The sequence below is a fragment of the Pseudomonas sp. ZT5P21 genome (genome assembly GCF_054897785.1).
On record NZ_CM142705.1, the window covers coordinates 431,128 to 456,236 of the forward strand.

Annotated in this window: 18 protein-coding genes and 4 pseudogenes; 13 read left to right on the forward strand and 9 right to left on the reverse strand. The window is 58.5% G+C overall.

Translation table 11 applies throughout. The features are described from left to right. Positions 1-21: 21 nt before the first annotated feature. From ACYZT9_RS02050 to rfbB, 6 genes are read right to left on the reverse strand one after another with little or no spacing between them, the layout of a single operon-like run. Positions 22-1,416 carry a sigma-54-dependent transcriptional regulator gene (locus ACYZT9_RS02050; protein ID WP_462008341.1) on the reverse strand — a complete coding sequence of 465 codons (1,395 nt, stop codon included), beginning with the start codon at positions 1,414-1,416 and terminating at the stop codon, positions 22-24. After that, the gene (locus ACYZT9_RS02055; protein ID WP_462008342.1) at positions 1,413-3,221 is read right to left on the reverse strand and encodes a sensor histidine kinase; all 1,809 of its coding nucleotides are present in this window, start codon (positions 3,219-3,221) and stop codon (positions 1,413-1,415) included. Before ACYZT9_RS02055 ends, ACYZT9_RS02050 begins: the two co-directional genes overlap by 4 nt. A gap of 36 nt (positions 3,222-3,257) precedes the next feature. Then, a complete protein-coding gene (rfbD, locus tag ACYZT9_RS02060; RefSeq protein WP_462008343.1) occupies positions 3,258-4,127 on the reverse strand; it encodes a dTDP-4-dehydrorhamnose reductase in 870 nt (289 codons plus the stop codon). Then, entirely contained in the window at positions 4,124-4,669 is a 546-nt protein-coding gene (rfbC, locus tag ACYZT9_RS02065) for a dTDP-4-dehydrorhamnose 3,5-epimerase (RefSeq protein ID WP_462008344.1), read from the reverse strand. The genes rfbD and rfbC overlap by 4 nt, the downstream gene beginning before the upstream one ends. Further along, positions 4,666-5,541: a glucose-1-phosphate thymidylyltransferase RfbA gene (gene rfbA, locus ACYZT9_RS02070; RefSeq protein ID WP_462008345.1), complete on the reverse strand. Its 876-nt coding sequence runs from the start codon at positions 5,539-5,541 to the stop codon at positions 4,666-4,668. The genes rfbC and rfbA overlap by 4 nt, the downstream gene beginning before the upstream one ends. Beyond that, complete coding sequence (gene rfbB, locus ACYZT9_RS02075; protein ID WP_462008346.1) at positions 5,538-6,620, reverse strand: dTDP-glucose 4,6-dehydratase; 1,083 nt, start codon at positions 6,618-6,620, stop codon at positions 5,538-5,540. Before rfbB ends, rfbA begins: the two co-directional genes overlap by 4 nt. 177 nt (positions 6,621-6,797) lie before the next feature. Between rfbB and ACYZT9_RS02080 the strand changes: the two genes are divergently transcribed. The 4 genes from ACYZT9_RS02080 to ACYZT9_RS02095 all read left to right on the forward strand — a co-directional run bounded on the left by ACYZT9_RS02080 (position 6,798) and on the right by ACYZT9_RS02095 (position 12,475). Then, positions 6,798-9,710 carry an aminotransferase gene (locus ACYZT9_RS02080; RefSeq protein ID WP_462008347.1) on the forward strand — a complete coding sequence of 971 codons (2,913 nt, stop codon included), beginning with the start codon at positions 6,798-6,800 and terminating at the stop codon, positions 9,708-9,710. A 318-nt stretch (positions 9,711-10,028) separates the two neighbouring features. After that, the gene (gene aguB, locus ACYZT9_RS02085) at positions 10,029-10,907 is read left to right on the forward strand and encodes an N-carbamoylputrescine amidase (RefSeq protein ID WP_462008348.1); all 879 of its coding nucleotides are present in this window, start codon (positions 10,029-10,031) and stop codon (positions 10,905-10,907) included. Between the two features lie 4 nt (positions 10,908-10,911). Then, positions 10,912-12,018: an agmatine deiminase gene (gene aguA, locus ACYZT9_RS02090; RefSeq protein ID WP_462008349.1), complete on the forward strand. Its 1,107-nt coding sequence runs from the start codon at positions 10,912-10,914 to the stop codon at positions 12,016-12,018. A gap of 244 nt (positions 12,019-12,262) precedes the next feature. Next, positions 12,263-12,475, forward strand: a complete 213-nt coding sequence (locus tag ACYZT9_RS02095) for a hypothetical protein (RefSeq protein WP_462008350.1) — start codon at positions 12,263-12,265, stop codon at positions 12,473-12,475. Between the two features lie 213 nt (positions 12,476-12,688). On the opposite strand, the gene ACYZT9_RS02100 is transcribed toward ACYZT9_RS02095, so the two are convergent. Further along, positions 12,689-14,788, reverse strand: coding sequence for a TonB-dependent receptor (locus ACYZT9_RS02100; protein WP_462008351.1), 2,100 nt, complete (start codon positions 14,786-14,788; stop codon positions 12,689-12,691). Positions 14,789-15,161: 373 nt separating this feature from the next. Between ACYZT9_RS02100 and ACYZT9_RS02105 the strand changes: the two genes are divergently transcribed. The 5 genes and pseudogenes from ACYZT9_RS02105 to ACYZT9_RS02125 all read left to right on the forward strand — a co-directional run. Beyond that, the gene (locus ACYZT9_RS02105; RefSeq protein WP_462008352.1) at positions 15,162-16,448 is read left to right on the forward strand and encodes an OprD family porin; all 1,287 of its coding nucleotides are present in this window, start codon (positions 15,162-15,164) and stop codon (positions 16,446-16,448) included. A 527-nt stretch (positions 16,449-16,975) separates the two neighbouring features. Continuing rightward, positions 16,976-17,197: a tautomerase family protein gene (locus tag ACYZT9_RS02110; RefSeq protein ID WP_192226794.1), complete on the forward strand. Its 222-nt coding sequence runs from the start codon at positions 16,976-16,978 to the stop codon at positions 17,195-17,197. After that, entirely contained in the window at positions 17,194-17,850 is a 657-nt protein-coding gene (locus tag ACYZT9_RS02115; protein ID WP_462008353.1) for a DsbA family oxidoreductase, read from the forward strand. The genes ACYZT9_RS02110 and ACYZT9_RS02115 overlap by 4 nt, the downstream gene beginning before the upstream one ends. Before the next feature lie 43 nt (positions 17,851-17,893). Then, positions 17,894-18,604: an SDR family NAD(P)-dependent oxidoreductase gene (locus ACYZT9_RS02120; protein WP_462008354.1), complete on the forward strand. Its 711-nt coding sequence runs from the start codon at positions 17,894-17,896 to the stop codon at positions 18,602-18,604. Positions 18,605-18,969: 365 nt separating this feature from the next. Then, positions 18,970-19,056: pseudogene (locus ACYZT9_RS02125) on the forward strand (CopG family transcriptional regulator); the annotation flags it as partial. A gap of 255 nt (positions 19,057-19,311) precedes the next feature. Here ACYZT9_RS02125 and ACYZT9_RS02130 read toward each other — a convergent pair. Further along, positions 19,312-19,939 (reverse strand): annotated as a pseudogene (locus ACYZT9_RS02130) (hydrolase). Between the two features lie 229 nt (positions 19,940-20,168). On the opposite strand from ACYZT9_RS02130, the gene ACYZT9_RS02135 reads away from it, so the two are divergent. Further along, positions 20,169-21,065 (forward strand): LysR family transcriptional regulator, encoded by an 897-nt coding sequence (locus ACYZT9_RS02135; RefSeq protein WP_462008355.1) that lies wholly within the window; start codon positions 20,169-20,171, stop codon positions 21,063-21,065. After that, positions 21,064-21,198: pseudogene (locus ACYZT9_RS02140) on the forward strand (CopG family transcriptional regulator); the annotation flags it as partial. The gene ACYZT9_RS02135 and the pseudogene ACYZT9_RS02140, both read left to right, overlap by 2 nt. An 80-nt stretch (positions 21,199-21,278) precedes the next feature. Here ACYZT9_RS02140 and ACYZT9_RS02145 read toward each other — a convergent pair. Continuing rightward, positions 21,279-22,435, reverse strand: a pseudogene (locus ACYZT9_RS02145) (AAA family ATPase). A gap of 454 nt (positions 22,436-22,889) precedes the next feature. Between ACYZT9_RS02145 and ACYZT9_RS02150 the strand changes: the two are divergent. Next, the gene (locus ACYZT9_RS02150) at positions 22,890-24,305 is read left to right on the forward strand and encodes a tyrosine-type recombinase/integrase (RefSeq protein ID WP_462008356.1); all 1,416 of its coding nucleotides are present in this window, start codon (positions 22,890-22,892) and stop codon (positions 24,303-24,305) included. A 573-nt stretch (positions 24,306-24,878) separates the two neighbouring features. Then, the gene (locus ACYZT9_RS02155) at positions 24,879-25,106 is read left to right on the forward strand and encodes a helix-turn-helix transcriptional regulator (protein WP_462008357.1); all 228 of its coding nucleotides are present in this window, start codon (positions 24,879-24,881) and stop codon (positions 25,104-25,106) included. Positions 25,107-25,109 lie beyond the last annotated feature (3 nt).

Below are 25,109 nucleotides of genomic sequence, written 5' to 3' on the forward strand. Positions count from 1 at the left end.
CCTCTAGTTCCAAGTGATGACTCAATCGAGTTCGTCAGTGTGGCTGCTGGCGCCGCTGTCGGCGAAGTTCAGCCCGTGCTTGCGCAGTTTGTCGTGCAAGGTCTTTCGTGGAATGCCGAGGGCTTCGGCGAGGCTGCGCACCGAACTGTGCGAGCGTGCGAGTTCGGCGGCAATCAACGATTTTTCGAAGTTTTCCACCTGCTCGCTTAACCCGCCGCTGACCCATTCAACCGTCGTACTCGCCCCGCCATCCGGCGCGTTGTTGTCCAGCGCCAGTTCCAGGCCCAGGGCAAAACGTTCGGCGGCGTTCTGCAATTCCCGCACGTTACCCGGCCAGGTGTGACGCAGCAGCAACGCCCGTTGCCCCGGTTGCAGTTCATGGGGCGGCAAGCCATGGCGAGCACTGGCTTCATCGGCAAAATGCTGGAACAGCATCAGCGCATCTTCACCGCGCTCGCGCAATGGCGGAATGCGTAGCGGCGCGACGTTGAGACGGTAATACAAGTCGGCGCGGAAGCGGCCCTGATCGGCAGACTGACGCAGGTCTTCCTTGGTCGCGGCGATGATGCGGATGTCCAGCGGGATCAGTTGATTGCCGCCCAGGCGTTCGACCACCCGCTCTTGCAGCAAGCGCAGCAATTTCACCTGCACGTCCAGGCTCATGCTTTCGATTTCATCAAGGAAGACCGTGCCGCCACTGGCGAATTCGAATTTGCCGATGCGGCGCTTTTGCGCGCCGGTAAAGGCGCCCGGCTCGTGACCGAACAACTCGCTTTCCACCACCGACTCGGCCAGCGCGCCGGCGTTGATCGCCACGAACGGGCCGTTACGCCGGTTCGACAAATCGTGCAGCGCCCGGGCCACGACTTCTTTGCCGGCACCGGTTTCGCCGAGTATCAACACATCGGCTTTGGTCGCCGCCAACGCACCGATCTGCTGGCGCAGGCGCAGCATCGGCGCTGAATGCCCGACCAGTCTTGCGCTCAGTTCATTGCGGTCGCTCAGGGCCAGACGCAGGCTGCGGTTATCCAGCACCAACCGGCGCAAGGCCAATGCGCGGCGCACGCTGTCGAGCAGGGCGTCGCTGGCGAAGGGTTTTTCCAGAAAGTCATAAGCGCCGGCGCGCATGGCTTGCACCGCCAGCGGCACGTCGCCGTGACCGGTGATCAGCAGCACCGGCAGCTCCGGGTCTTGCGCGTGCAGTTCGGTCAGCAGTTCAAGACCGTCCATGCCCGGCATGCGGATGTCGCTGACTACCACACCTGGCCAGTCGCGTCCCAATTGCGCGGCCAGGCCCTTGGCTTCGGCGAGCGGCAAAATTTTCAGGCCGGCCAGATCCAGCGTCTGGCCCAGGGCCTGACGCAGATGGGGATCGTCGTCGATCAGCACGACCTGGATGCGGTTGTCGATGGTCATGCACTTCGGTCCTCGGACGGTTGCAGGCTCACGCCCGGCGCGCCTGCGCGCAGTTTCAGGGTGATCAGGGCGCCGCCTTCCTTGTGGTTGGAAAACGACAGTTCCCCACCGAAGGCGCGCATCAGGGTCTCGCAAATCGCCAACCCCAGACCCAAGCCCTGCGTGCGGGTCTTGGTGGTGTAGAAGGGCTCGCTGGCGCGGCCAAGGGCTTCCATGCAAAAGCCCGGGCCGTTGTCGCGAATGTACAGATTGACGCCATCGGCGGTGGATTGGGCACTCAACCAGAGTTTACGCGGCGGACCTTTTTCCGTCAGCGCGTCCAGGGCGTTGGCCAGCAGGTTGCCGAGCACCTGACGCAGACGGGTTTCCCCGGCCTCGACCCACAGCGTGGCGGCCGGCAAGTCGCGGATCAGCTCGACTTCCATGCTCCGTCGACGCTTGGCCAACAGGGCCAGCGCATCATCCAGCGCCGGTTGCAGCGCGACGCTTTCCGGGGCGTGGCGATCGCGACGGGCAAAGGCGCGCAGGTGCGCAATGATCGAGGCCATGCGCCCGGTCAGTTCGCTGATCAGCTTGAGGTTGCCGCGCGCATCGTCGGTGCGCTGATGATCAAGCAGCACTTCGGCGTTTTCCGCGTAGCTGCGGATCGCCGCCAACGGTTGGTTGAGTTCGTGGCTGATGCTCGCCGACATGGTCCCGAGCGCCGACAGCTTGCCGGCCTGCACCAGGTCATCCTGGGCGCGCACCAGTTCCTGCTGTGCGTGTTCGCGCTCCAGGACTTCCTGTTTCAGCCGACGGTTGAGGCCTTCGAGGTCGCTGGTGCGCTCCGCTACGCGGCCTTCCAGTTCTCGGCGGGCCTTGGCTTCGAAGGCGATTCGTTCGAGGTAGTGGCGGCGGCGTTGCATCATCAGGCCGAGCAACAGCATCAACACCAGCAGCGTCGCGCCGCCGATGGCGACCACCGTGCGCACCGGGCGGTCGATCAGCGTGCGCGGCGCAAGGATGCTGACGCTCCAACCGGTTTCGTCAATCTGCCGGGTCTGAGTCAACCACGCGTCCGGATTGAGGTTCAACGGCTTGGGTTCGCGGGTCGGGTACGGCTGAATGGCGGTGATCGCCTCACGCTCCGCGTCGCTTAACGGACGGGTCGCGCGGAACCGCCATTCGGGCCGCGAGGTGAGAATGACCACGCCGTTGTGGTCGGTCACCAGCAATTGTTCCGGGGTTTTACCCCAGAGGCTTTCGGTGTGGTCCAGGTCGACTTTGACCACCAGCACGCCGATGATTTTTTCGCGGTCACGCACCGCTGCCGCAAAAAAATAGCCGCGCTTGCCCGACGTGGTGCCCAGGCCAAAGAAACGCCCCAGGCGCCCGGCCATGGCTTCACTGAAATACGGTCGAAAGGCGAAATTGCGGCCGACGAAACTGTCGTGTTTGTCCCAGTTGGAAGCTGCGATGGTCTTGCCCGTGGTGTCCATCAAATACATGACTTCCGCGCCGGTTTGCGCGCTGATGTTCTTCAGCAGCCGATTGGCGTTGCCTTGCGTTACGCCGTCGTCCGGTGCAGACAGGTCAGCGCGCAGCGCCGGCAGGTCGCCAAGAATCTGCGGCATCACTTCATAACGGTGCAACGTGCCCAGCAGGTTGGCGACGTACAGGTCGAGGGTCTGACGGTTCTGCCCCGCCAGTTCACTGCGGTAATAGCGCTCGGCCAGATGCTCCAGCGGCCACAGCAATGGCGCCAGACACAGTGCGAGCAGGGCCAGGCTGCGCCACCGGGGTCGGCGGGGGAGGGTCGAGTTCATGAGCATCAGACGCCTGTGGGTACAGGCGCATTATGCCTAGGCTTGTCCGGCAAGACACTCGCGCAGTGCGGTTTGCCAGTCAGGCTGACTGACGCCCCATTCGCGGTGCAGGCGGCTGCAATCCAGACGCGAGTTCAGTGGTCGGGCGGCGGCTGTCGGGTAGTCGCTGGTGGTGATCGGCAGCAGGTTTGCGCAAGGCTTGCCCTGTTCCCGCAGCGCTTCGCCGATGGCCTGGGCGAAACCGAACCACGAGGTTTCACCCTGCGCGGTCAGGTGATAGGTGCCCCAGGCGCAGGGCTTACCGGCCTGCCAGCGTTCGATCAGGGCGAGGGTGCTGTTGGCGATGGTGCCGGCCCAGGTGGGCGCTCCGATCTGGTCGGCGACGATGCGCAGCTCCGGTTTTTCTTGCAGCAGACGTTGCATGGTCAGCAGGAAATTGTGGCCATGGGTCGAGTAAACCCAACTGGTCCGCAAAATCAGATGCTGGCCCTGTACCGCCTTGATGGCTTGTTCGCCGGCCAGTTTGCTTTGGCCGTAGACGCCCAGCGGGTTAGGTGCGTCGGCTTCGTTGTAAGGCTCACTTTTGCTGCCGTCGAACACGTAATCGGTGGAGTAGTGGATCAGCGGGATACCAAGCGCCGCAGCTTCTTCAGCAAGGATGCCCGGGGCCTCAGCGTTGACGGCGAAGGCTGCTGCCGCATCGCCTTCAGCTTTGTCGACCGCTGTATAGGCCGCGGCGTTGATGATCAGATCGGGACGAACGCGCCGCACTTGTCGGCGAATCTGCTCCGGTTGAGCCAGGTCAAGCTGATCGCGGCCTGGAACCACCAACTCGCCGAGCGCGCCCAGGCGTTTTTGCAACTCACTTGAAACCTGTCCATGTTGACCGCTGATAAGAATTCTCATGGAAACAGATCGATCTCTTGCAAGGTTTTGCCTAGTTTGTCTTTGGCCGAAAGCTGGGGTGCTTCATCCAGTTGCCAATCGATGCCGAGCGTCGGATCGTCCCAACGGATGCAACGTTCGGCGGACGGGTTGTAATAGTCCGTGGTCTTGTAGAGAAATTCGGCGAATTCGCTCAAGACGACAAACCCATGGGCAAAACCTTCCGGCACCCAGAGTTGGTGACGGTTTTCCGCGGATAAACGCACGGCCACCCACTGACCAAAATGCGGCGAGCTGCGACGAACATCCACCGCGACATCAAGCACTTCACCCGCCGTAACCCGCACCAGTTTCCCCTGAGTGTTTTCCAGCTGGAAGTGCAGGCCGCGCAGCACGCCTTTCTGGGAGCGGGAATGGTTGTCCTGGACGAACTGCCTGTTCAGGCCGGTTGCCGCTTCGAATGCTTTTGCGTTGAAGCTTTCGTAGAAAAAGCCGCGTTCATCGCCGAAGACCTTGGGTTCAAGGATCAACACGCCAGGCAATGCGGTTTCAATCACATTCATCGTTTTTCACCGGCGAGTTTGAACAGGTACTGGCCATAACCGGTCTTGCCAAAATACTGGGCGCGCTCGAGCAAATGCTCGCGGTCGATCCAGCCATTTTCGTAAGCGATTTCTTCGAGGCAGGCCACTTTCAGTCCTTGGCGATGCTCGATGGTCTGCACGTACTGGGACGCTTCAAGCAGGCTGTCGTGGGTGCCGGTATCCAGCCAGGCGAAACCGCGACCGAAACGCTCGACCTGCAGATCGCCGCGCTTTAGATAGGCATTGTTGACGTCGGTGATCTCCAGTTCGCCGCGTGGCGACGGCTTCACGGCCTTGGCGATGTCGATCACATCGTTGTCGTAGAAATACAGGCCGGTCACGGCATAGCTGGATTTCGGTACTTTCGGCTTTTCTTCGATGGACAGTGCGCGGCCTTCGCTGTCGAAATCAATCACGCCGAAGCGCTCCGGGTCTTTGACCCAATAGCCGAATACCGTGGCGCCGGAAGCGCGCTTCACGGCGTTCTTCAATTGGTCGCCAAAGTGCTGACCGTGGAAGATGTTGTCGCCGAGGATCAGGCACACCGGATCATCACCAATGAACTCTTCACCAATCAGAAAGGCCTGGGCCAGCCCATCCGGCGAAGGCTGTTCGGCGTAGCTGAAATTCACCCCGAACTGACTGCCGTCACCCAGCAGGTTGCGGTACTGCGGCAGGTCCTGCGGGGTGGAGATCACCAGGATTTCCTTGATGCCGGCCAGCATCAGTACCGAGATCGGGTAGTAGATCATCGGTTTGTCGTAGATCGGCAACAGTTGTTTGGACACGCCCAGCGTGATCGGGTGCAGACGCGTGCCCGACCCCCCGGCCAAAACAATTCCTTTCATCATGCGATCAGCTCCGCGGTATTGAGGGCGCCCAGTCGTTCACCCTGATAGCTGCCGTCCTGGACACGGCGGCACCACTCCAGGTTTTCCAGATACCACTGGACGGTTTTGCGCAGGCCGGTCTCGAAGGTTTCTACGGGCACCCAGCCGAGTTCACGTTCAATCTTGCTGGCATCGATCGCATAGCGCAGGTCATGACCGGGGCGATCCTGGACAAAAGTGATCAGGTCGGCGAAATGCGCAACGCCCTCGGGTTTGTGCGGCGCCAGTTCTTCAAGCAAGGCACAAATGCCACGGACCACGTCAATGTTCTTCTGCTCATTATGACCGCCGATGTTGTAGGTCTCGCCGACAACTCCTTCGGTGACCACTTTGAACAGCGCGCGGGCGTGATCTTCGACGAACAGCCAGTCGCGAACCTGCAAGCCGTTACCGTAAACAGGCAGCGGTTTGCCGGCCAGGGCGTTGAGAATCACCAGCGGGATCAGTTTTTCGGGGAAGTGGAACGGCCCGTAATTGTTCGAGCAGTTGGTCAGCAATACCGGCAGGCCGTAGGTGCGCTGCCACGCGCGGACCAGGTGGTCGGAGGCCGCCTTGCTCGCGGAATACGGTGAGCTTGGTGCGTAAGGGGTCGTTTCCGTGAACAGGTCATCGACGCCATGCAGGTCGCCGTAAACCTCGTCCGTGGAAATGTGATGAAAACGGAAGGCGCTTTTTTCCGGCTCGGCCAGAGATTGCCAGTAGGCGCGGGTCGCCTCCAGCAAGCTGTAGGTGCCGACAATATTGGTTTGAATGAAATCCGACGGACCGTCGATGGAGCGGTCGACATGGGACTCGGCCGCCAGGTGCATGATCGCGTGGGGCTGGAAACGTGCCAGCACGGCGCTGACGGCGGCCTGATCGACGATATCGGCCTGCACGAATTCGTAGCGCGTGTCGTTGGCGATGCTGGTCAGCGATTCGAGATTGCCGGCGTAGGTCAGTTTGTCCAGGTTGAGCACTTCATGTTCGGTGTTCCGAATCAGGTGGCGAACCAAGGCAGAGCCAATGAAACCGGCGCCGCCGGTGATGAGAATACGCATGTTGGCCAGCCTTTATCTGTAAGACGATTGAAGCAAATGAGCATAGCTTGTCGGCAGGAGCGGGGCGGTGCAATAGGCGTGTGACGGCTATTTGGATTTTGACGCATGAACAGGGGGTTGATTATCGACCGACGCGGTGGCGATATAGGCGCCTAATAACATTTCAGGGGTCGTTGTATGCCGCTCGCCACGTTGATTCATCGCGCCAGTTTGCCCAGCCCGCAAGTGTCTGCGGCGCAAGCGCTCGATCTGCTCGAAGGGCATTACGGGCTGAGCGGACAGTTGCAGGCCCTTGGCAGCCAGCAGGATCTCAACTACCGCGTCGACAGCACGCAGGGGCGTTTCGTCCTGAAAATCTGCCGGGGCGACTATTCGGCGCTGGAGCTGCAAGCCCAGCATGCTGGACTCAAGCATCTGGCCGAGCACTCCGGCGTGCCGGTGCCGCGAGTGATTGCGGCGCAAAACGGCGCCGATCTGCTGTCGCTTGAAGTCGCCGGACAAGCGGTGCATGTGCGCCTGCTCGAATACATCGAGGGCCAGTCGCTTACGCACCTGGATCATCTGCCCGGTCCAGTGGTGGTCGGTTTCGGCCGGCTCTGCGGTGAAATGGACCAGGCGCTGGCGGATTTCAACCATGCGGGTCTCGAACGCACCCTTCAGTGGGACGCCCGCCACGCCAATGCGTTGATCGCGCATTTGCTGCCGGTCATTGAAGATGACGCGCAGCGAATGTTGATCGCGCAAGTGGCCGAACAGGCCGAGCGGCATTTGCAGCCGCTGGTGGACAAATTGCCGGTGCAGGCCATTCATATGGACATCACCGATGACAATGTGGTCTGGCAGCGGGATTCACAACGCCAGTGGCAACTGCAGGGTGTGATCGATTTCGGCGACCTGGTCCGTACCTGGCGCATCACCGACCTGTCCGTTACCTGTGCGGCGCTGCTGCACCATGCCGGCGGAGATCCGTTCTTTATTTTGCCGGCGGTTCAGGCCTATCACGCGGTCAATCCGTTGCAACACGAAGAACTGCTGGCGCTGTGGCCGCTGATCCTCGCGCGGGCAGCGGTGCTGGTGCTGAGCGGCGAACAGCAGGTGAGCATCGATCCGGGTAACCAATACAGTCGCGACAACCTGACCCACGAATGGGAGATTTTCCGCGTTGCCACCTCGGTGCCACTGGCGTTGATGGAAGCGGCAATCCTCACCTCTGTCGGTCAGAGCCTGCCAGGCATCGGCAGCGAAGGCTTCGCGCCGCTGCTGCCGAGCCTGGTCGGGCGTGAATTCGCCTTGATCGATCTGGGCGTCCTCAGCCCGCATTTCGAGGCCGGTAATTGGGAGCAGGAGGGGATCGATCAGCGGCTGTTGAGCGAAGGGGCTGCCGCGCACGGCCTGGCTGCCAGCCGTTACGGACAATACCGTTTGTCCCGCACCCGTCCCGACAGTGCCGACGAACCGGACACTTGCCCGCTGCATGTCGAGTTGCGAGTGCCCCACGGCACAGCAGTGGAATCGCCATTTGCCGGGATGGTCCATCAACCGGCGCCGGGTGTATTGCAACTGGACGGCCCACAGTTGAGCGTGCGGCTGTGGGGCGTGACGCCTTCGCTGCACGTGGGAGCGGCGCTGGTCAAAGGTCAGGTGTTGGGTGCGGTCAGCGGGCCATTGCGGGTGCAGCTGAGTCGAGGCGCTTCGTTCGACGCGCCGTTGTTTTGCACGCCGTCTCGTGCGGCGGCCTGGCAAGCGTTGTGTCCGTCGCCGGCGGCGCTGCTGGGGCTGGCTTGCGATGCTGAAGCGGAGCTTGATTCGCAGACCTTGCTGGCGCGCCGCGACGCCAGTTTCGCCCGAACCCAGAAGCACTATTACGTCGACCCGCCACGCATCGAGCGCGGCTGGCGCAATCACCTGATCGATATGCAGGGCCGTTCCTACCTCGACATGCTCAACAACGTCGCGGTGCTCGGTCACGGTCATCCGCGCATGGCCGCGGTGGCCAGTCGTCAGTGGTCGCTGCTCAATACCAACTCGCGGTTCAACTATGCGGCGGTCGCCGAGTTTTCCGAGCGTTTGCTGAAGTTGTCGCCGGAGGGCATGGACCGGGTATTCCTGGTCAACAGCGGCAGCGAGGCCAACGACCTGGCGATCCGCCTGGCGTGGGCCTACAGCGGCGGTCGCGATATCGTCAGCGTGCTGGAGGCCTATCACGGCTGGACGGTGGGCGCGGACGCGGTCTCGACTTCGATCGCCGACAACCCCAAGGCCTTGAGCAGCCGCCCGGACTGGGTGCATCCGGTGACGGCACCCAACACTTATCGCGGTGAGTTCCGTGGTCCGGACAGTGCACCGGAGTATGTGCGCAGCGTCGAACACAACCTGACGAAAATCGCCGAACAAGGCCGCAAACTGGCCGGTTTCATTTGCGAGCCGGTATACGGCAATGCCGGCGGCATCTCGCTGCCGCCGGGGTATTTGAAACAGGTCTACGGATTGGTTCGCGCCCAGGGTGGCGTGTGCATCGCCGACGAAGTGCAGGTCGGTTATGGGCGTATGGGCAATCTCTTCTGGGGCTTCGAAGAGCAGGGCGTGGTGCCGGACATCATCACCATGGCCAAAGGCATGGGTAACGGCCAGCCACTGGGCGCGGTGATCACCCGCCGCGACATCGCCGAAGCGCTGGAGGCCGAAGGTTATTTCTTCTCGTCGGCGGGTGGCAGTCCGGTCAGTTGCCAGATCGGCATGGCCGTTCTGGATGTGATGGAAGAGGAAAAACTCTGGGAAAACGCCCAGATCGTGGGCGGGTATTTCAAGGAGCGTCTGGAAGCGCTCATCGACAGTCAACCGCTGGTGGGCGCGGTGCACGGCTCCGGTTTTTACCTGGGCGTCGAATTGGTCCGCAACCGCGAAACACTGGAGCCGGCGACCGAAGAAACTACGGCGTTGTGTGATCGCCTGCGGGAATTGGGGATCTTCATGCAGCCGACCGGTGATTTCCTGAACGTCCTCAAAATCAAGCCGCCGATGGTGACCTCGCGCCGTAGTGTGGATTTCTTTGTCGACATGCTGGCGAAGGTATTGGACGAAGGTTTGTAAACGGTATTCCTTGGTGTACACGGTCTAATGTGGGAGCGGGCTTGCTCGCGAAGGCGTCGTGTCATTCGACAATTACGTTGAATGATTAACCGCATTCGCGAGCAAGCCCGCTCCCACAATTAATCGTGTTTAATCCGATTATTATCGGCTTAGGTTGCCGTTTTTTCGACAGGTGGATAACTAATCGCTTCTAAAGTCGATTTTTATCGGCTATAAAGTCGCCGTTGCCCACGGCGTGCTTCGTTACGCCCGGCGCTTCCCTTTCTTGTCATCGGTCGATGCCACCCTCGACCCACAGTACTTGCCCGGAGATGATTCATGAGCCGTATCGTTACTGTCGCCGCCACCCAGATGGCCTGTTCCTGGGACCTTGAAGCCAACCTCGAAACCGCTGAAAGGCTGGTCCGCGAGGCTGCGGCCAAAGGCGCGCAGATCATCCTGATCCAGGAACTGTTCGAGGCGCCGTACTTCTGCCAGAAGCCAAATCCGGATTACCTGCAACTGGCCACGACGGTTGAAGACAACGTCGCCATCAAGCATTTCCAGAAAATCGCCAAGGAACTGCAAGTTGTGCTGCCGATCAGCTTCTACGAATTGGCCGGCCGTGCGCGTTTCAACAGCATCGCGATCATCGATGCCGACGGCTCCAACCTCGGGATTTATCGTAAAAGCCACATCCCGGATGGCCCTGGCTACCACGAAAAGTACTACTTCAACCCGGGCGACACTGGCTTCAAAGTGTGGAACACCCGTTACGCAAAAATCGGCGTGGGCATCTGCTGGGATCAGTGGTTCCCGGAATGCGCCCGCAGTATGGCGTTGCTGGGTGCGGAAATTCTGTTCTACCCGACCGCCATCGGCAGCGAGCCACACGACAAGACCATTTCCTCTCGTGACCACTGGCAGCGTGTGCAACAAGGCCATGCCGGCGCCAACCTGATGCCCTTGATCGCCAGTAATCGCATCGGCAATGAAGAGCAGGACGGCTACGACATTACCTTCTACGGCTCGTCGTTCATCGCCAATCAGTTCGGCGAGAAAGTTCAGGAACTCGACAAGACCGAAGAAGGCGTGCTGGTTCAGAGCTTCGACCTCGACGAACTCGAACACATCCGCAGCGCTTGGGGCTCGTTCCGTGATCGTCGCCCGAACCTATACAATGCGCTCAAAACCCTCGACGGTTCCCTGGAGTCCTGACTGCATGACCACTTTAAACAGCACCCCGCGCGCCGACGGCTTCTACATGCCCGCCGAGTGGGCGCCACAAACCCAGACCTGGATGATCTGGCCGGAGCGTCCGGACAACTGGCGCCTGGGCGGCAAACCGGCGCAAGCCGCACACGTGGCCGTGGCCAAGGCCATCGCACGTTTCGAACCAGTGACTGTGGCGGTTTCCGCCGGCCAATACGAAAACGCTCGCGCCCGTCTCGATGTGCCGAATATTCGTGTGGTCGAGATGTCCAGTGACGACGCCTGGGTCCGCGACACGGGGCCGACGTTCGTTATCAATAACAGTGGCGAAGTCCGCGGTGTGAACTGGGATTTCAATTCGTGGGGCGGTTTTGACGGTGGCCTGTATTCGCCGTGGAACCGTGATTCGCAAGTCGGCGGCAAGATCCTCGAGATCGAGCGCAGCCCGCGTTATCGCACCGAGGGCTTCGTGCTCGAAGGCGGTTCGATCCACGTTGATGGTGAAGGCACGCTGATTACCACCGAAGAATGCCTGCTCAACCGCAATCGCAACCCGCACATGAACCGAGCGGAAATCGAAGCGGTGCTCAGCGCCCATCTGGCTGTGGATAAAATCATCTGGCTGCCCGACGGTTTGTTCAACGACGAAACCGATGGCCATGTGGATAACTTCTGCTGCTACGTGCGTCCGGGTGAAGTATTGCTGGCCTGGACCGATGACCCGCAAGACCCGAACTACCCGCGCTGTCAGGCGGCGATGAAAGTGCTGGAAAGCAGCACCGACGCCAAGGGTCGCCCATTCACAGTGCACAAGATGCCGATTCCGGGGCCGCTGTATGCGACCGCAGAAGAGTGCGCCGGTGTGGACCCCGTCGACGGCACTCAGGAAAGGAATCCGACCGTTCGTCTGGCCGGTTCCTACGTGAATTTCCTCATCGTCAACGGCGGGATTATCGCGCCGAGTTTCGACGACCCGCTGGACGGCCCGGCCAAAGAGATTTTGCAGAGCCTGTTCCCGCAGCACGAAGTCGTCATGGTGCCGGGCCGCGAACTGTTACTGGGTGGCGGTAACATCCACTGCCTTACCCAACAGCAACCCGCACCGCATAAGGAGTGAGTGGAGTTGTAACAGCCTGAGTCGGTTAGGAAATCAGTCAGGCAGAGGTTTCCCCTTGTCGCCTTGCAAGAAGCCCGCAGCCCATCAGGACTGCGGGCTTTTTTGTATCCGCTGGTCGACTGCTGCGACACATTGGCACAGCTCTTGTATCTCTCATGATGTGAAACAGGGAGGGGAGAACTTCGATGTTCTGTCATAAACCTTGGATAAGTTAGCCGCTCACGAACCAGGAGAGAGCGCGGAAATGAACGCCGAAATGAACGTGGTGGGCGAGCGGGCACTGTATCCCCTGGCAGTAAACAATGAATCGCTCCAGATCCTGGCGCACTGGTTGAAGTCCAATGGAACGCGTCAGATCAGAGAACCTGATCCGCGCCGGATGATGATCGAGCGCTACCCCGCTGGTTTATTCAGCGAAGCGGAACTGGATGCGTTGAGGGATGTGATGGAAGGATAAAAAAGAACTACAACGGATTGATAAAAAGCGCTGCCGGGAAGGTGGCGCTTTTTTTATGGGCGAAGAGTTTGTATGGGAATACGGAGCTCTGATCAACACTAAACCCTGTGGGAGCGAGCTTGCTCGCGATGAGTCCATCACATCCAACATCAACGTTGACTGTTAGTCCGCTATCGCGAGCAAGCTCGCTCCCACAGTTTGTTGCGTTGCTTTTTAGAAGCTATAGGTTCCAGTCACCACCAGGCTGCGCGGCTCACCCGGTTGAATCTGCGCCGCGCTGGTGGCCGACGAGTAATACGTTTTATCGTTGATGTTGTTCAGCGCCGTGCGCAAATCCCAATCCTTCTGTCGGAATCCGGCCAGTGCATCCCAACGGCCATAACCCGGCAGAACAGTGGTGTTGAGGTTATCCGCATAACGATCGCCCACCAGGGTCAGACCGGTTTCGGCGTACCAGCCCATTTCCGGTTTCCAGGTCAGGAACAGGCTGCCGTTGTGCTTGGCCACGTTGCTGATGCGCTTGCCTTCAAAGCCGTTGTTGTCCTTTTCGACGGTCGCGTCTTGCACACCCACGCCGCCGCGCACGTACCAGTTGCCGGCAATCTTGCCGGTACCGGTCAGCTCGATCCCGCGGGAGCGTTGCAGGCCACTGAGCAATGTCACGGTCGGGTTGAGCGGATCGCTGGTGCGACGGTTGTAGAGTTCCAGTTCGTAGATCGCCAGCGTGGTGCTCAGACGATCGTCGAGCCAGTCGCTCTTCACGCCGATTTCTTTCTGCTTGGTCAGTTCGGGGCTCAGGTCGTTGGTATTGCCGGCCGCGCCTGGGGTGATGCCGATCAAACCACCGCCGACCGGCGAAAAGGTCTTGGTCCAGGAGGCGTAGAAGGAGTGATTCTGCAGTGGCGTCCACACCAGTCCTACACGCGGACTGGTGCTGTGGCTGTCACGGTCTTCGGAAATATTGCGCAGTTTGTTGGTCGACTCAATGTCGAAAGTGTCGTAACGCAGACCGGCCAGCAATTGCCATTGATCGTTCAGGCGCAGTTGATCCTGCACGTATACCGCACGGCTTTCGACTTCGGTGTGGTTGTCGCTGGACACTTGCATGCGTCCGGTGTGGCGCAAATCCCGATCCGGGTTATACAGATCCAGCGACGGCACGGCCTGGCGGCCAGGCCCGGTAGTGGCCGCTGTGTAGAGCTTCGGATCACGGCGCTGACTGCCGATTTCGACGCCGGTCAGCAGGCGATGCTCAAGGCCGAACGTGTCGAAACCACCTTCCAGCTCAATGTTGTTGTAGACGTTGCGAGTGGTCAGATCCTGCTGCCAGTGCTGACGCGTCACTCGGTTGGTCGCCGGTGTGTAGCCGGTGAGGTAGGTGTTGTCGAATTCGCTGTCGAGCTTGAACACCCCCAGCGTCTGGCGCAGTTGCCAGTCTTCGTTGATGTCGTAGCTGAGTTTCGAGCGCAGCGATTGCGACTTGTCGTCGATGAAATCGTGCTCGCTGCCGTAGGTCGTGTCCCGTCCTACATCTGCCGGGCGTCCGTTGACACCGGGAATACCGCGATCCGGCGTACGGTTGTAGCGGCTGTATTCGTACTGCACCAACCAGTTCAGGTCGGGTGTCAGTTGCCAGCTCATCGACGGCGCAAACAACTGGCGATTGCCGCTGACACCATCACGAAAGCTGTTCTGATCCATGTTGCCCATGTTCAGACGCAGGCTGATGTTCTCGCTGGGATCGGTGCTCAGGTCGGCGTAAAGGCTGCGCAAGTCGTTGCTGCCGCCTTGGGCTTCAATGGAAGAGCGGCGGCCGAATTCCGGCAACTTGCTGACCCGGTTGACGATCCCGCCCTGGCTGCCCCGCCCGTACAACACCGCCGCCGGGCCCTTGAGGACTTCGATACGTTCGATGCTGTGCAGGTCGCGCACGTACTGACTGTCGTCGCGAATACCGTCCAGATAGAAATCGTTACTGGCGTCAAAGCCACGGATGCGCAGGCTGTCGAAGCGGGTATCGGCGCCGCTGCTGACGTTGGGAATACCACTCAGGGCCGTGCCCAGATCGTTGGTGCCGTAGTCGACGACGTTCGAGGTTTTTATCGAGTCGATCGCTTGGGGAACGTAGCGCACCGGTGTGCTGGTGCGGGTCGCGGTGCTGGTTTGTTTTACGCGCGGATCATCCGCTTCTGCTTCCGCTTCGGCACTGATGGAGGTTTCGGGTAGAACCGTAGTTGAAGCGAAGGTAAAACCGGCAGACAGAAAGGCAGAAAGCCCAAGGGTGACGGGCGTAAGGCGGAAGGGGGCAGGCATCTGAAGCGCATCCAAAGGGTGGAAGAATTCGAGGGTGCGAATGATAATGCGTACTATTTGCTTGCGTTAATTATTCCTGAGAAGTCTTACTGCAGGATTGTTTCTAATTGTTTCGATATTGTTACAAGATGCTGGCACGGTCATTCGACCGATTTGCCTATTCACAGACGATTCATGAAATTGACACAGGGTTCAGGGCGCGACTAGGATTCGCCCAACGCCTGTGGCCAACCGCCATGACTCAAAATAATAAATAGGCCCGCCGCGATTGTCGTGGGCGGGCCTTTTTGTTTCGGGTGAAAAAAGAGTGCGATAGCGCCAATTCAGCCGTTCGACACAGCGCGTACCCATCCGTAACAAGGAAAAGAAAAAAATGTTGAACAAGCGAATCAGCCTGATCGCTCTGGGGATGTTGAGCGCGACACAAGCCATGGCTAACGACCAGGCCGAATCCAAGGGTTTTGTTGAAGACAGCAGCCTCAAAGTGTTGCTGCGCAATGCCTACATCAATCGTGATTACAAAGATGGCCGAGCGGACAAAGCAGAGTGGGGCCAGTCGGCACTCGGCACGTTCTCCTCCGGTTTCACCCAAGGCACCGTCGGTGTGGGTGTAGACGCTTTTGGCATGTACGCACTGCGTCTGGATGGCGGTAAAGGTCGCACTGGCGCACAAGGTATCGATTTCTTCAAAAAGGGCGATAGTGGTAACGCGGCTGACGACCTGTCAAAGGGCGGCGCAGCAGTCAAATTCCGCCTTTCCAGCACCACGCTGACTTACGGTGACCAAATGCCGGCCCTGCCGGTGTTGAGCTACGACAACGGGCGCCTGCTGCCGGAAAGCTACACCGGCACCTTGATCACCTCGAAAGAGATCAAAGGCCTGGAACTGAACGCCGGTCGCTTCACCGCCGAATCGCGCAAAAGTGCGGAAGGTCGTGACAGCGGTGGCCTGAAGTCGATCAACGTATTGGGCGGCAGCTACCAGTTCACCGAACAGTTCAAGGCTGCGGTGTACGCGTCCGACGTTGAAGACGTGTTGAAGAAGCAATACGTGAACGCTAACTACGTGTTCCCGATCGACAAGGATCAGTCCCTGACCCTGGACTTCAACGGCTACCGCACCAAGCTGGAAGATTCCTACGTCCGCGAAAGCGGTGCCACCGGCGATGACAACAAGATCTGGAGCCTGGCCGCCACCTTTGCCACCGGCCCGCACTCGTTCACCCTCGCTCACCAGCGCAGCACCGGCGACAGCAACCTGGGCTACGCCTACGGCGGCTACCAGAAAGATCAAGGTCGCGTCGGCGACGGTGGCAACACCATCTACCTGGCGAACTCCTACTGGTCCGACTTCAACGCTGAAGACGAACGCAGCTGGCAGTTGGGCTACGGTCTGGATTTCGGCACTTTCGGCGTTCCGGGTCTGAGCTACAACGTGGCTTACGTGCGCGGCGACAACATCACCACCTCCACCAGCGAAGGCGGTACCGAACGCGAAATCTTCAACCAGTTCAAATACGTCGTACAAAGCGGCCCGGCCAAAGACCTGAGCGTGAAACTGCGCAGCTCGATCCTGCGTGTTTCGCAGAAATCGAGTGAGTACAACGTGAGCGGCAACGAAGTACGGGTGTTTGTGGATTACCCGATCAACATTTTCTGATGATCGTTTGGAGTATCGACGCCTGATTCACGGCTGAGAAGATGAAGCCCCGACGGGTTCGGGGCTTTTTTTCGTCTGTGAATTGGCGAGCTGTTTGTGAATTGGAACGCGAACTGTAGGAGCCGGCTTGCTGGCGATGACGGCCTCGGGATCGCTATCGCCAGCAAGCCGGCTCCTACGAAAAGCGACTTCCACGCTAACTGACTGCTGGAGTCATGTCGCCCAAACGCTATCCGATTATGCGTGTCGCCAATGTGTCGTCCGCGGCGACACGCTCCCAAGACGTGTCGCAAAAAATGAAAAAAAGCGACACGTCCCAAAATGGACTACATCAAAAGGAGCTGAGTCCTACTGCCGGATTGATCGTTTTTGATGCAATTATTTTTTCTCTCAATGCGATGCAACCCATTACACCAAGTAACTAATGATGTTCCCGCCCCCACCTTTATCCCCCCCAGCCAAACGCCTACATTGAGCTCCAACACCTACCCATCATTTCGATGAGCAGGTCACTGGAGATCTTCCTCATGCCTTTCGTAAGCGTCCGCATCACCCGCGACGGTGTTACCTCTGAGCAGAAAGCTCAGGTGATCGCCGAAATCACTGAAACACTGGAACGCGTCCTCAAAAAGGACCCGCACCTGACCCACATCGTGATCGAAGAAGTCGACACCGATAACTGGGGCTACGCCGGCATCACCACCACCCAGTACCGCAAGCAACTGGCTGAGAAGGAGAGCAAGTCGTGAATGCGTCAGTCTCCATCGATTTCATTTCCGACGTGGTGTGCCCTTGGTGTGCATTGGGCACGACGGCGCTAGAGCAGGCGATTGAGAACGTGGCAGGTGAAGTCTCGGTGGAGCTGACCTACAAGCCGTTCGAGCTGAACCCGGACATGCCGCCGGAAGGCGAGAAAGCCGTCGAGCACTTGATGCGCAAATACGGGCGCACCGCCGAAGACGTCGCCGCCGGCAAGGCCATGCAGATCGCTCGAGGCGAGGCCATCGGTTTCACCTTCGACCTGGAAAAGCGCAGCCACTTCTACAACACATTTGATGCGCACCGGTTGCTGTTGTGGGCGTTGCAGGAAGGACGGCAGGTCGCACTGAAGAAGATCCTGTTACGCGGTTACTTCACTGACGGCCAGAACCCGAGCGATCGCGAGACGCTGGTTCGACTGGCGGCCGAGGCGGGACTGGATGCAGCGGCGGCGCAAGAGGTGTTGGCATCCGGAGCATTTGCCGAGGAAGTGCGCGAACTTGAAGCGTTTTATCAGCAGCGCGGTATCAACTCGGTCCCGGCCATGATCCTCAACGGGCGTCACCTGGTGTCCGGTTCGCAATCGGTCGAGTACTACGAACAGATGTTAAGACAAATGGCGAAGGCACCTGCTGAAGCCTGATTAATCACTTTTTTAAACCATCATTTATGAGTAGAGGTTCATCATGAGCAATTCGAAAAAAGTCATCGTAATTACTGGCGCCTCCCAAGGTCTCGGCGCAGGCATGGTTAAAGCATTCCGTGATCTGGATTACAAAGTGGTCGCCACTTCGCGTTCAATCAAACCGTCCACCGATCCGGACATCCTCACCGTGGCCGGCGACATCGGCAACCCGGAAGTCGCTCAGCAAGTCATCCGTGAAGCCATCGCACGTTTTGGGCGCGTCGATACCCTGATCAACAACGCCGGTATCTTCGTTGCCAAACCGTTCACCGAGTACACCGCTGAAGACTACGCCAACGTGCTGTCGGTGAACCTGAATGGCTTCTTCTACATCACCCAACTCGCGATCACAGAGATGGAGAAACAAGGCAGCGGCCACGTCGTCAACATCACCACCAGCCTGGTCGACCACGCGATCGACGGCGTGCCATCGGTACTGGCTTCGCTGACCAAAGGTGGTTTGAACGCGGCGACCAAATCTCTAGCCATCGAATACGCCAAGCGCGGGATTCGGGTGAACGCGGTTTCCCCTGGCATCATCAAGACGCCGATGCACGGCGAAGAAACCCACGCGGCGCTGGGCGCGCTGCACCCGGTCGGGCACATGGGCGAGATCAGCGACATTGCGCAGGCGGTTGTGTATCTGGACAGCGCCAACTTTGTGACTGGTGAAATTCTGCATGTGGATGGTGGGCAGAGCGCGGGTCACTAAGATCTCGTTTATCCAAACTGCGGAAACAACAAAGCCCTCGTACGAGGGCTTTGTTTTGCTGAGTCGAAAATAATCCCGATGCTGTTCTGTGGTTTTTTAGTTGCAGCGTTCTATCCAATGGGGTCGAGGTGCTCCAGTGCACGGTTCACCGAGATTCCCGGCGAAGGAGGCGTGATGCTCGGCGGATGCATTGTCTGCATCCGGGGGATCAGGGGTTACTTTAGGCATCACTATGTTTTCTCTTGGGCGCCAATCTCGTCGGCTACTAAACCAAAAGGGTGGCGGCTGCACGCAGGTTAGCGGACCGGGGAACACAGCAAAGCCGGTGCGCCCAAAGGCGCCCTGCGTACAGCCACCATCGAACGGCAGAGGAAGCAAATCAAGGTAAATTCGCCTCCGATGATCAGGTAGCGGCAATGCGCGCCCGGCGCTGGAGCAGGAATGCGGGTTGAGTGGCTGGAAAAAGCCCTTAAAAACCTGGAAGACGAAGCTAGCTACATTGTGGAATCGAACTCGAGATTTTTTAGATGTCAGCACGGTGTCGGATTGTAGAGCAATGCTCGAGGCGCCGATTGGCAGCTAGACAGGCTTCGCTCCCCACCAGAACAAACTCTATACACGTCATACCAAATTATGAAGGTGGCGCCTGTATTAGCGGGCCCCACCTTCCTCACGTATTAACTGCTTGAGCGTCCCAGGTCGCTTTCTTAAACGGCCTTTTCGGCGTTAAAGCCGTCGGCGTTTTCGAACACGCCCATGAAACCGGCGACAGTCGACTCGCGCGACCAGTCGCGCTGGAGCTCGCAGTACATCTGCACACGGCTGATGAGCTTCGCGCCCGCCTGCTCGATTCGGCGTAGGGCCGCCTCATGCGCGGCGGGCGAAGTACCGCCGACTGCGTCGACCGGCACATAGACCTCATAACCTTCCTGGATCGCGTCCAGTACAGGGAAAGTCAGGCAGGCTTCGGTCCAGAGTGCGGTCATAATGAGCTTCCGGCGGCCGATCGCTTTGACTGCCTGTTTGAATTCGGTGTCCTCCCAGCTGTTAATCGAGGTGCGGTCATAGGTTGGCAGATGACCGATCACGTCCTGCAGCTCCCGAATCGGCGGCTTGTTGCGACCGGTTCCGACGTTGACCGTCGAATGAATGATCGGAAGGTTGTAGTTGATGGCCGCCTTGGCGACGCTCGTTATGTTGAAAACGAGCTCGTCGCGGGACATCGAGCGGATCGAGGAGACCCTGGATCGGCTGATAGTCGATGATGATGAGCATCGAATTCTCAGGCGACAAGAGTTGGTCGGTATGGGGGTTGCGGATAATCTCGCTTGCCATTTGCAGATCCTATTCTCAGTTGTGATGTACGCGTGTGGAGGGTCGAGGCATGCCCGGATGGATGGGCACGGCCGTGACGGCGCTTTTACTGATGTTGTTACTGGGTTGGGTTTTCCGGGAGACGTGCGCCAGCGGCGACGTTGCCAGGAAGCAGGATTGTGCTGTTCCCATACTCGGTGCAGTAGTGCCATCCTGACGCTAGCTGTGTTGCTAAATGGGGAACGCTGACTTGAATATCGAAGAGCTACACACATTCGTAGAAGTTGCTGATGCTGGGGGAGTTTCACCTGCGGCGCTCCGGCTCGGAGTATCCAAATCGATCGTCAGTCGCAGGCTCGCTAGGCTTGAAGCGGAACTTGGCATCCAGCTGCTTTCACGAACCACTCGCGGGGCAGCGCTCACTGAAGCCGGGGCCACGTTCCGAGACTATGCAGCCAGGGTCTGCGCCGAGATTGACGTAGCCAGGGAAACGATCCTGCCCGCCGGTGCCCTTCGCGGCCGTTTGCGAGTTGCCGTGCCGCTTTCTTTCGGCCCGACTCACTTCGCTCCCATGCTCGCGGAAATGGCGCGCCGCCACCCCCAGCTACATATTCAGACCTGCTATAGCGATCGCTTCGTTGATCTCATTGCCGAGGGTTTCGATTGTGCGATACGAGTTGGCTATCTTCAGGACTCAAACTTGATAGCAAGATGCATCGGTCCGATTCATGGCAAGCTCGTCGCGAGTCCGGGTTATGTAAAGGTGCATGGGTCACCTGAGTCCCCGGAGGAACTCGTCGAACATGAGGCCCTCATGCAGGGAACTGAAGCCTGGCAATTCATGGATGGCGAAAAAATCATCACGGTTCGTCCGCAGGGGCGCTTCAAGGCCGACAACGGCACAGCTCTGGTTTCTGCCGCAACGGCGGGACTCGGGATCGCGTACCTGCCAGATTGCCTCACCTATGAACATGTGACATCGGGGGCACTTGTGCCGATCATGACTCGGTATCCACCACCCCCGGCAGGTGCATATGTCGTCCGCCCGCCAGGTCAGCATCCTGCACGGAAGATACGAATCCTCACAGAACTTCTAATCGAGTCTTTCGGACAGTCTCCGCACTTTGCTGGACCTGTCCGTATCTGATCAGACAGCTCACGAAAGGACTGTGACTGCGCACATCAAACTGGCAGTAGAAGAGGCTGACCAAGGTAAATTTGCCACAGATGAACAGATCGCGGTGATGCGGGCCCGTCGTTGGAACAGGGATACGGGTTGAGTGGAAGAGGCCTGCTGACAGTGCCCTTTCAGGGGTGGACACTTTTTGGGCATTTCGGCACTTCATGATCAGCCTGCTCCCTAACTCCCCTCAATCAAAGCCCGCTCTTCCAGCCAAATCTCTTGAACAAACTGATCCGTAATCGCGTAAATCCCATGTCCGCGCCGCATGATGATGTTCTCCGCTACCAGCGCAATGACCACCGGTTGAATCTCTTCAACCCGCACCTCTCGCCCCACTGACTTTGAATACTCAGCCGCTGCGTCGATGGAGAAAATCCCCCGTGCATCGCCTTCCGTAGACGCGATTTTGTTGAAAATGGCTTGAACCAGGCTACCCAGTTGCTCGACTTTTTCCAGCTCAATACTCGCTGCCGCCGAGCGCAAGGTGCTGGCGATTACGGGTAGAAAAAGGTCGGGCTGACCCTCCTGCTGCAAGAGTTGACGTAGGGCCTTGAGCATTTCCTCAGGTCGATTCCCCAAGGTGTTGAACGCTTCGATGGCGACTTCGAGAGACGGTAGCTTTTCCTTCTTCACTGTCATTGCGAGTCGGTTGAGCAGGAACTCCACGTAATCACCTTTCAGCAACGGGTAGGCGGCTGACGTGGCGCCGGAAAACGCATGGTTGCGTTTGGCGGTCAGTTCGCTGACTTGCGCTCTGTGAGAGCCGGTTCCGATAAACAGGAAGTAGCCCGATGTATTCGGACGGGGGTTGATTGCATCGCGAGCGGCCTTGAGTGCCAAGAGCAGTTGATTGCCGTCGTCGGACGAAATGGCGTGCTGCACTTCGTCGATGATCAGTACCAAATCGGTCTTCGCTTGATCGACGACCTCTGTCAGTGCTTGCGCCAGTGTCGGGCCGTCAGCGTTGCCAATGCTGTCGAGTTTGAACCCGAATTTGAATCCCGCAGCGCCTACATCAACATTGCTGACGCGCTTGAGTATTTCCAAGACAGAAGAGCCCGGCGTTTGCAGATCTTTCAGGGTTTTATAGATGGCGTTGTGCACGAGCGTTGCCGGGTTGGCCAGCGTGTCGCTCCATAGGTCGATGTAGATGACCAGAGCACCCGCTTCTTCCAGGGCCGGGATGAGGTCATTTCTCAGAAAGGTCGTTTTGCCTGTACGGCGAAGGCCAGACAGAAACAGACCTGAACGCAGACCTTCGTCGAGTACACCTGGATTGAGAAGTTGGTTTGCCATTGATTCAGCAGTTCAGGGCGCTGAAATATGCTGCTCATGCAATTACCCCTTTTTATGGATACGCCATAATTATTGCCAGTTCATAATTTAGCATAAAGATTGAAATGTGAACTTTTGGGAAAAAGTTGGCGCTTTCAAGATTTTGCAGAGAGAGGAGCGACGAGTCGGTCGAAGTGGGGCGGGGAGGAGTTGCTTTCTAGAGAGGGCGAGGCATTGCCAACGATATCAACACGCCAGAAACAACAAAGCCCTCGTATTTCTACGAGGGCTTCGTTTTGTATGGTGCCGGCACCAGGAGTCGAACCCGTGAACTACTGATTACAAGCGGCTTGTCCCGGCGTTTTTCCATGATTCACTAGGTAACGAAAACAAAACAAATCCTTTGTATTCAAGGTATTTGCCTGATTTCGTTGTTTCGTCTTGTTGCACGTTGTAGTCTAAAGTCATCCAAGAAGCTGTGACCAAAGCTGTGACCAAAGGCGAGGACGACTAATGGCGAGCAACGCATCGAAGACTGTGAATGACCAGAAAGTGCGGGGCATGACTCCCGGCTGCTCACCTCTGGTCGAAAGCCTGCCAGGACGTGGCACGGGGGCACTGGTGTTCAAGCGGGCAAACGAGGGCTCGCCCGTTTGCTACTACCGCTATCACCTAGCTGGCAAGCAAGTGTTGATCAAGCTAGGCGTGTATCGACGTACAGCTCGGGAAGTCGGCTTTACCTTGCCGGAACTGCGCGATCAAGCCGCTGCAATGGCGCAGATAGCTAAAGCGCACGGCGACGTGAAGGCGTACTTGGCAAAACAGGAAGCGGACGCCGAAGCGGCACGTATCGAAAATGAGCGCACTGTCGAGGCTACACGCCTAAAAGCGGAGGAGGGAGCCCGAGAGCGCCAGCACTTAGCCGAAATCGAAGCGTCTCGCGGCACCTTTGGGGAGCTATTTCTCGACTACATCGAATCGCGCCGGGAGAGGGCCACTGCCGGCGTCGTCAAGGAACTGGAGCGGTTGTATCAGACCAATATGCTGGCCCCTCACCCCCGCATCATGGCGATGAAGGCGCGGGACATTCGCCCCGACCACATTCTCGCCATTCTTAATCCGATCTGGGATCGCGATGCAAAGGTACAGGCCGACCGGATGCGTTCATTCTTGTCAGCCGCATTCAATCATGGTCTGCGGGCCGAGAACGCGGTCGGCAGATCGAGCGCCAAGAGCTACAACCTAGAGAACAACCCGGCCATCGTGGTTGCAGTCGAGAAGGTATCGGCCCCCGCTACCCGAGCGCTTTCGGATGCCGAGCTGAGGAAGTTCTGGGGAACAGTCGAAACCACCGAAGGCGTCGGACCGGTCATGGCGCTACTGTTTAAGTTCGTCATTGCCACAGGCGGGCAGCGCATACTCAACATCTGCCAGACCACCTGGGATGACTACGATCTGGAAGCCGGTACCGTACGCTTGATTCACCGCAAGGGTCGCGGAGGTCAAACCATGAGCAGGCCGCATTTGGTCCCGTTGACTGAGCGAGCGGTCGCCATTGTGGAGCGTGTGAAGGAGATCAACGGCTGTCACCCCTGGCCGTGGACCACCACCGGAAAGCAGCACATCGTCGTCAGCAGCCCGCGCCATGCCATAGCCGACTGGCTGAGGTCAGAGCACGCGGTTATTGACGGGAAGCAGACACCGAGCTTCTCACCGCGCGACTTGCGCCGTACCTGCGCCCAACTGATGCAGCGATACGGCATCAGCGATCAACTGTCCGACCTTCTGCAAGCGCACGGCCAGACTGGTGTGGCGAATTTACACTACCGGAATAACCCTGAGGCGGCGTTACCGGAAAAACAACGCGCCATCGAATTGTTCGAACGCGCGCTCACGAAGGTACTGGGGAGACGCAGTTCGACAATGTAGTGCGGCTGTCGAGGACGACGAGAAAGTTGTAAAAAGTTGTAACGAAATTCTATGCGAAAATAAGCAGTCGAGAGCGAAATCAACCACTGCAAAGCAGAACGGTTTGATAAGAAAACCGACCAAAACTGTTTTTAACCAGTTCACCTGAGCGAGCATGGACTTTAAGCCTTATGCACGCCTCGTTACTATGCGGCCACTGGCTAGACGTACAGACCCAGATGAAACGCCCTGCACGCTGTGGCTGGGGGTTGCTGGGAATGCAGTCGCCGCTGGAATGCAGACAAAGAAAAGCCCCCGGCACGCGAATGCCGAGGGCTGATCTGGGGGGACGCGCGAACGTCCTTCTGCATACCGGCAAGCCAGTACACACCCCAAGGGAAGAAGCTTTTGACTGGGCTTCAATATCTACAAGCAGTGCTTATAGACCCAGGGAGTTTAAGCCACCTGAATTTTGCGTCAAACCAAAATTCGTATTGCCGGACCAGCGTAGGTCCTATGACCTGTCGTGCGGCGCTGGTGGCTTTTACTTCGTTCCTGAGGGGCATCCTATGCAGTACGAACAGGAAGCTCATCATGCATCAACGCAACATCAGCTCTACGCCCTCCATTGCAACACCCAATCTGCCGATTCCCGGCACCTTCGGCACCACCGCACAACTCTGCACTCGCTACCAAGTCAGCCGCACGACATGGTGGCGCTGGTCGCAGATGCCTGATTTCCCGCGTGCCGTTCGCTTCGGTCGCTCGGTTCGCTGGCCGGTCGAGGCCGTCGAAGCCTTCCTGACCCAACAGGAGGCGTAACCC

What these genes read in the sequence shown, in the direction of transcription:
- ACYZT9_RS02050 (WP_462008341.1), bottom strand. Translation starts at nt 1,416, where the DNA reads ATGACCATCGACAACCGCATCCAGGTCGTGCTGATCGACGACGATCCC.
- rfbA (WP_462008345.1), bottom strand. Translation starts at nt 5,541, where the DNA reads ATGATGAAAGGAATTGTTTTGGCCGGGGGGTCGGGCACGCGTCTGCAC.
- ACYZT9_RS02120 (WP_462008354.1), top strand. Translation starts at nt 17,894, where the DNA reads ATGAGCAATTCGAAAAAAGTCATCGTAATTACTGGCGCCTCCCAAGGT.
- ACYZT9_RS02155 (WP_462008357.1), top strand. Translation starts at nt 24,879, where the DNA reads ATGCATCAACGCAACATCAGCTCTACGCCCTCCATTGCAACACCCAAT.
- ACYZT9_RS02110 (WP_192226794.1), top strand. Translation starts at nt 16,976, where the DNA reads ATGCCTTTCGTAAGCGTCCGCATCACCCGCGACGGTGTTACCTCTGAG.
- ACYZT9_RS02080 (WP_462008347.1), top strand. Translation starts at nt 6,798, where the DNA reads ATGCCGCTCGCCACGTTGATTCATCGCGCCAGTTTGCCCAGCCCGCAA.
- rfbD (WP_462008343.1), bottom strand. Translation starts at nt 4,127, where the DNA reads ATGAGAATTCTTATCAGCGGTCAACATGGACAGGTTTCAAGTGAGTTG.
- ACYZT9_RS02105 (WP_462008352.1), top strand. Translation starts at nt 15,162, where the DNA reads ATGTTGAACAAGCGAATCAGCCTGATCGCTCTGGGGATGTTGAGCGCG.
- ACYZT9_RS02100 (WP_462008351.1), bottom strand. Translation starts at nt 14,788, where the DNA reads ATGCCTGCCCCCTTCCGCCTTACGCCCGTCACCCTTGGGCTTTCTGCC.
- ACYZT9_RS02095 (WP_462008350.1), top strand. Translation starts at nt 12,263, where the DNA reads ATGAACGCCGAAATGAACGTGGTGGGCGAGCGGGCACTGTATCCCCTG.
- aguA (WP_462008349.1), top strand. Translation starts at nt 10,912, where the DNA reads ATGACCACTTTAAACAGCACCCCGCGCGCCGACGGCTTCTACATGCCC.
- ACYZT9_RS02055 (WP_462008342.1), bottom strand. Translation starts at nt 3,221, where the DNA reads ATGAACTCGACCCTCCCCCGCCGACCCCGGTGGCGCAGCCTGGCCCTG.
- rfbB (WP_462008346.1), bottom strand. Translation starts at nt 6,620, where the DNA reads ATGCGTATTCTCATCACCGGCGGCGCCGGTTTCATTGGCTCTGCCTTG.
- ACYZT9_RS02150 (WP_462008356.1), top strand. Translation starts at nt 22,890, where the DNA reads ATGGCGAGCAACGCATCGAAGACTGTGAATGACCAGAAAGTGCGGGGC.
- rfbC (WP_462008344.1), bottom strand. Translation starts at nt 4,669, where the DNA reads ATGAATGTGATTGAAACCGCATTGCCTGGCGTGTTGATCCTTGAACCC.
- aguB (WP_462008348.1), top strand. Translation starts at nt 10,029, where the DNA reads ATGAGCCGTATCGTTACTGTCGCCGCCACCCAGATGGCCTGTTCCTGG.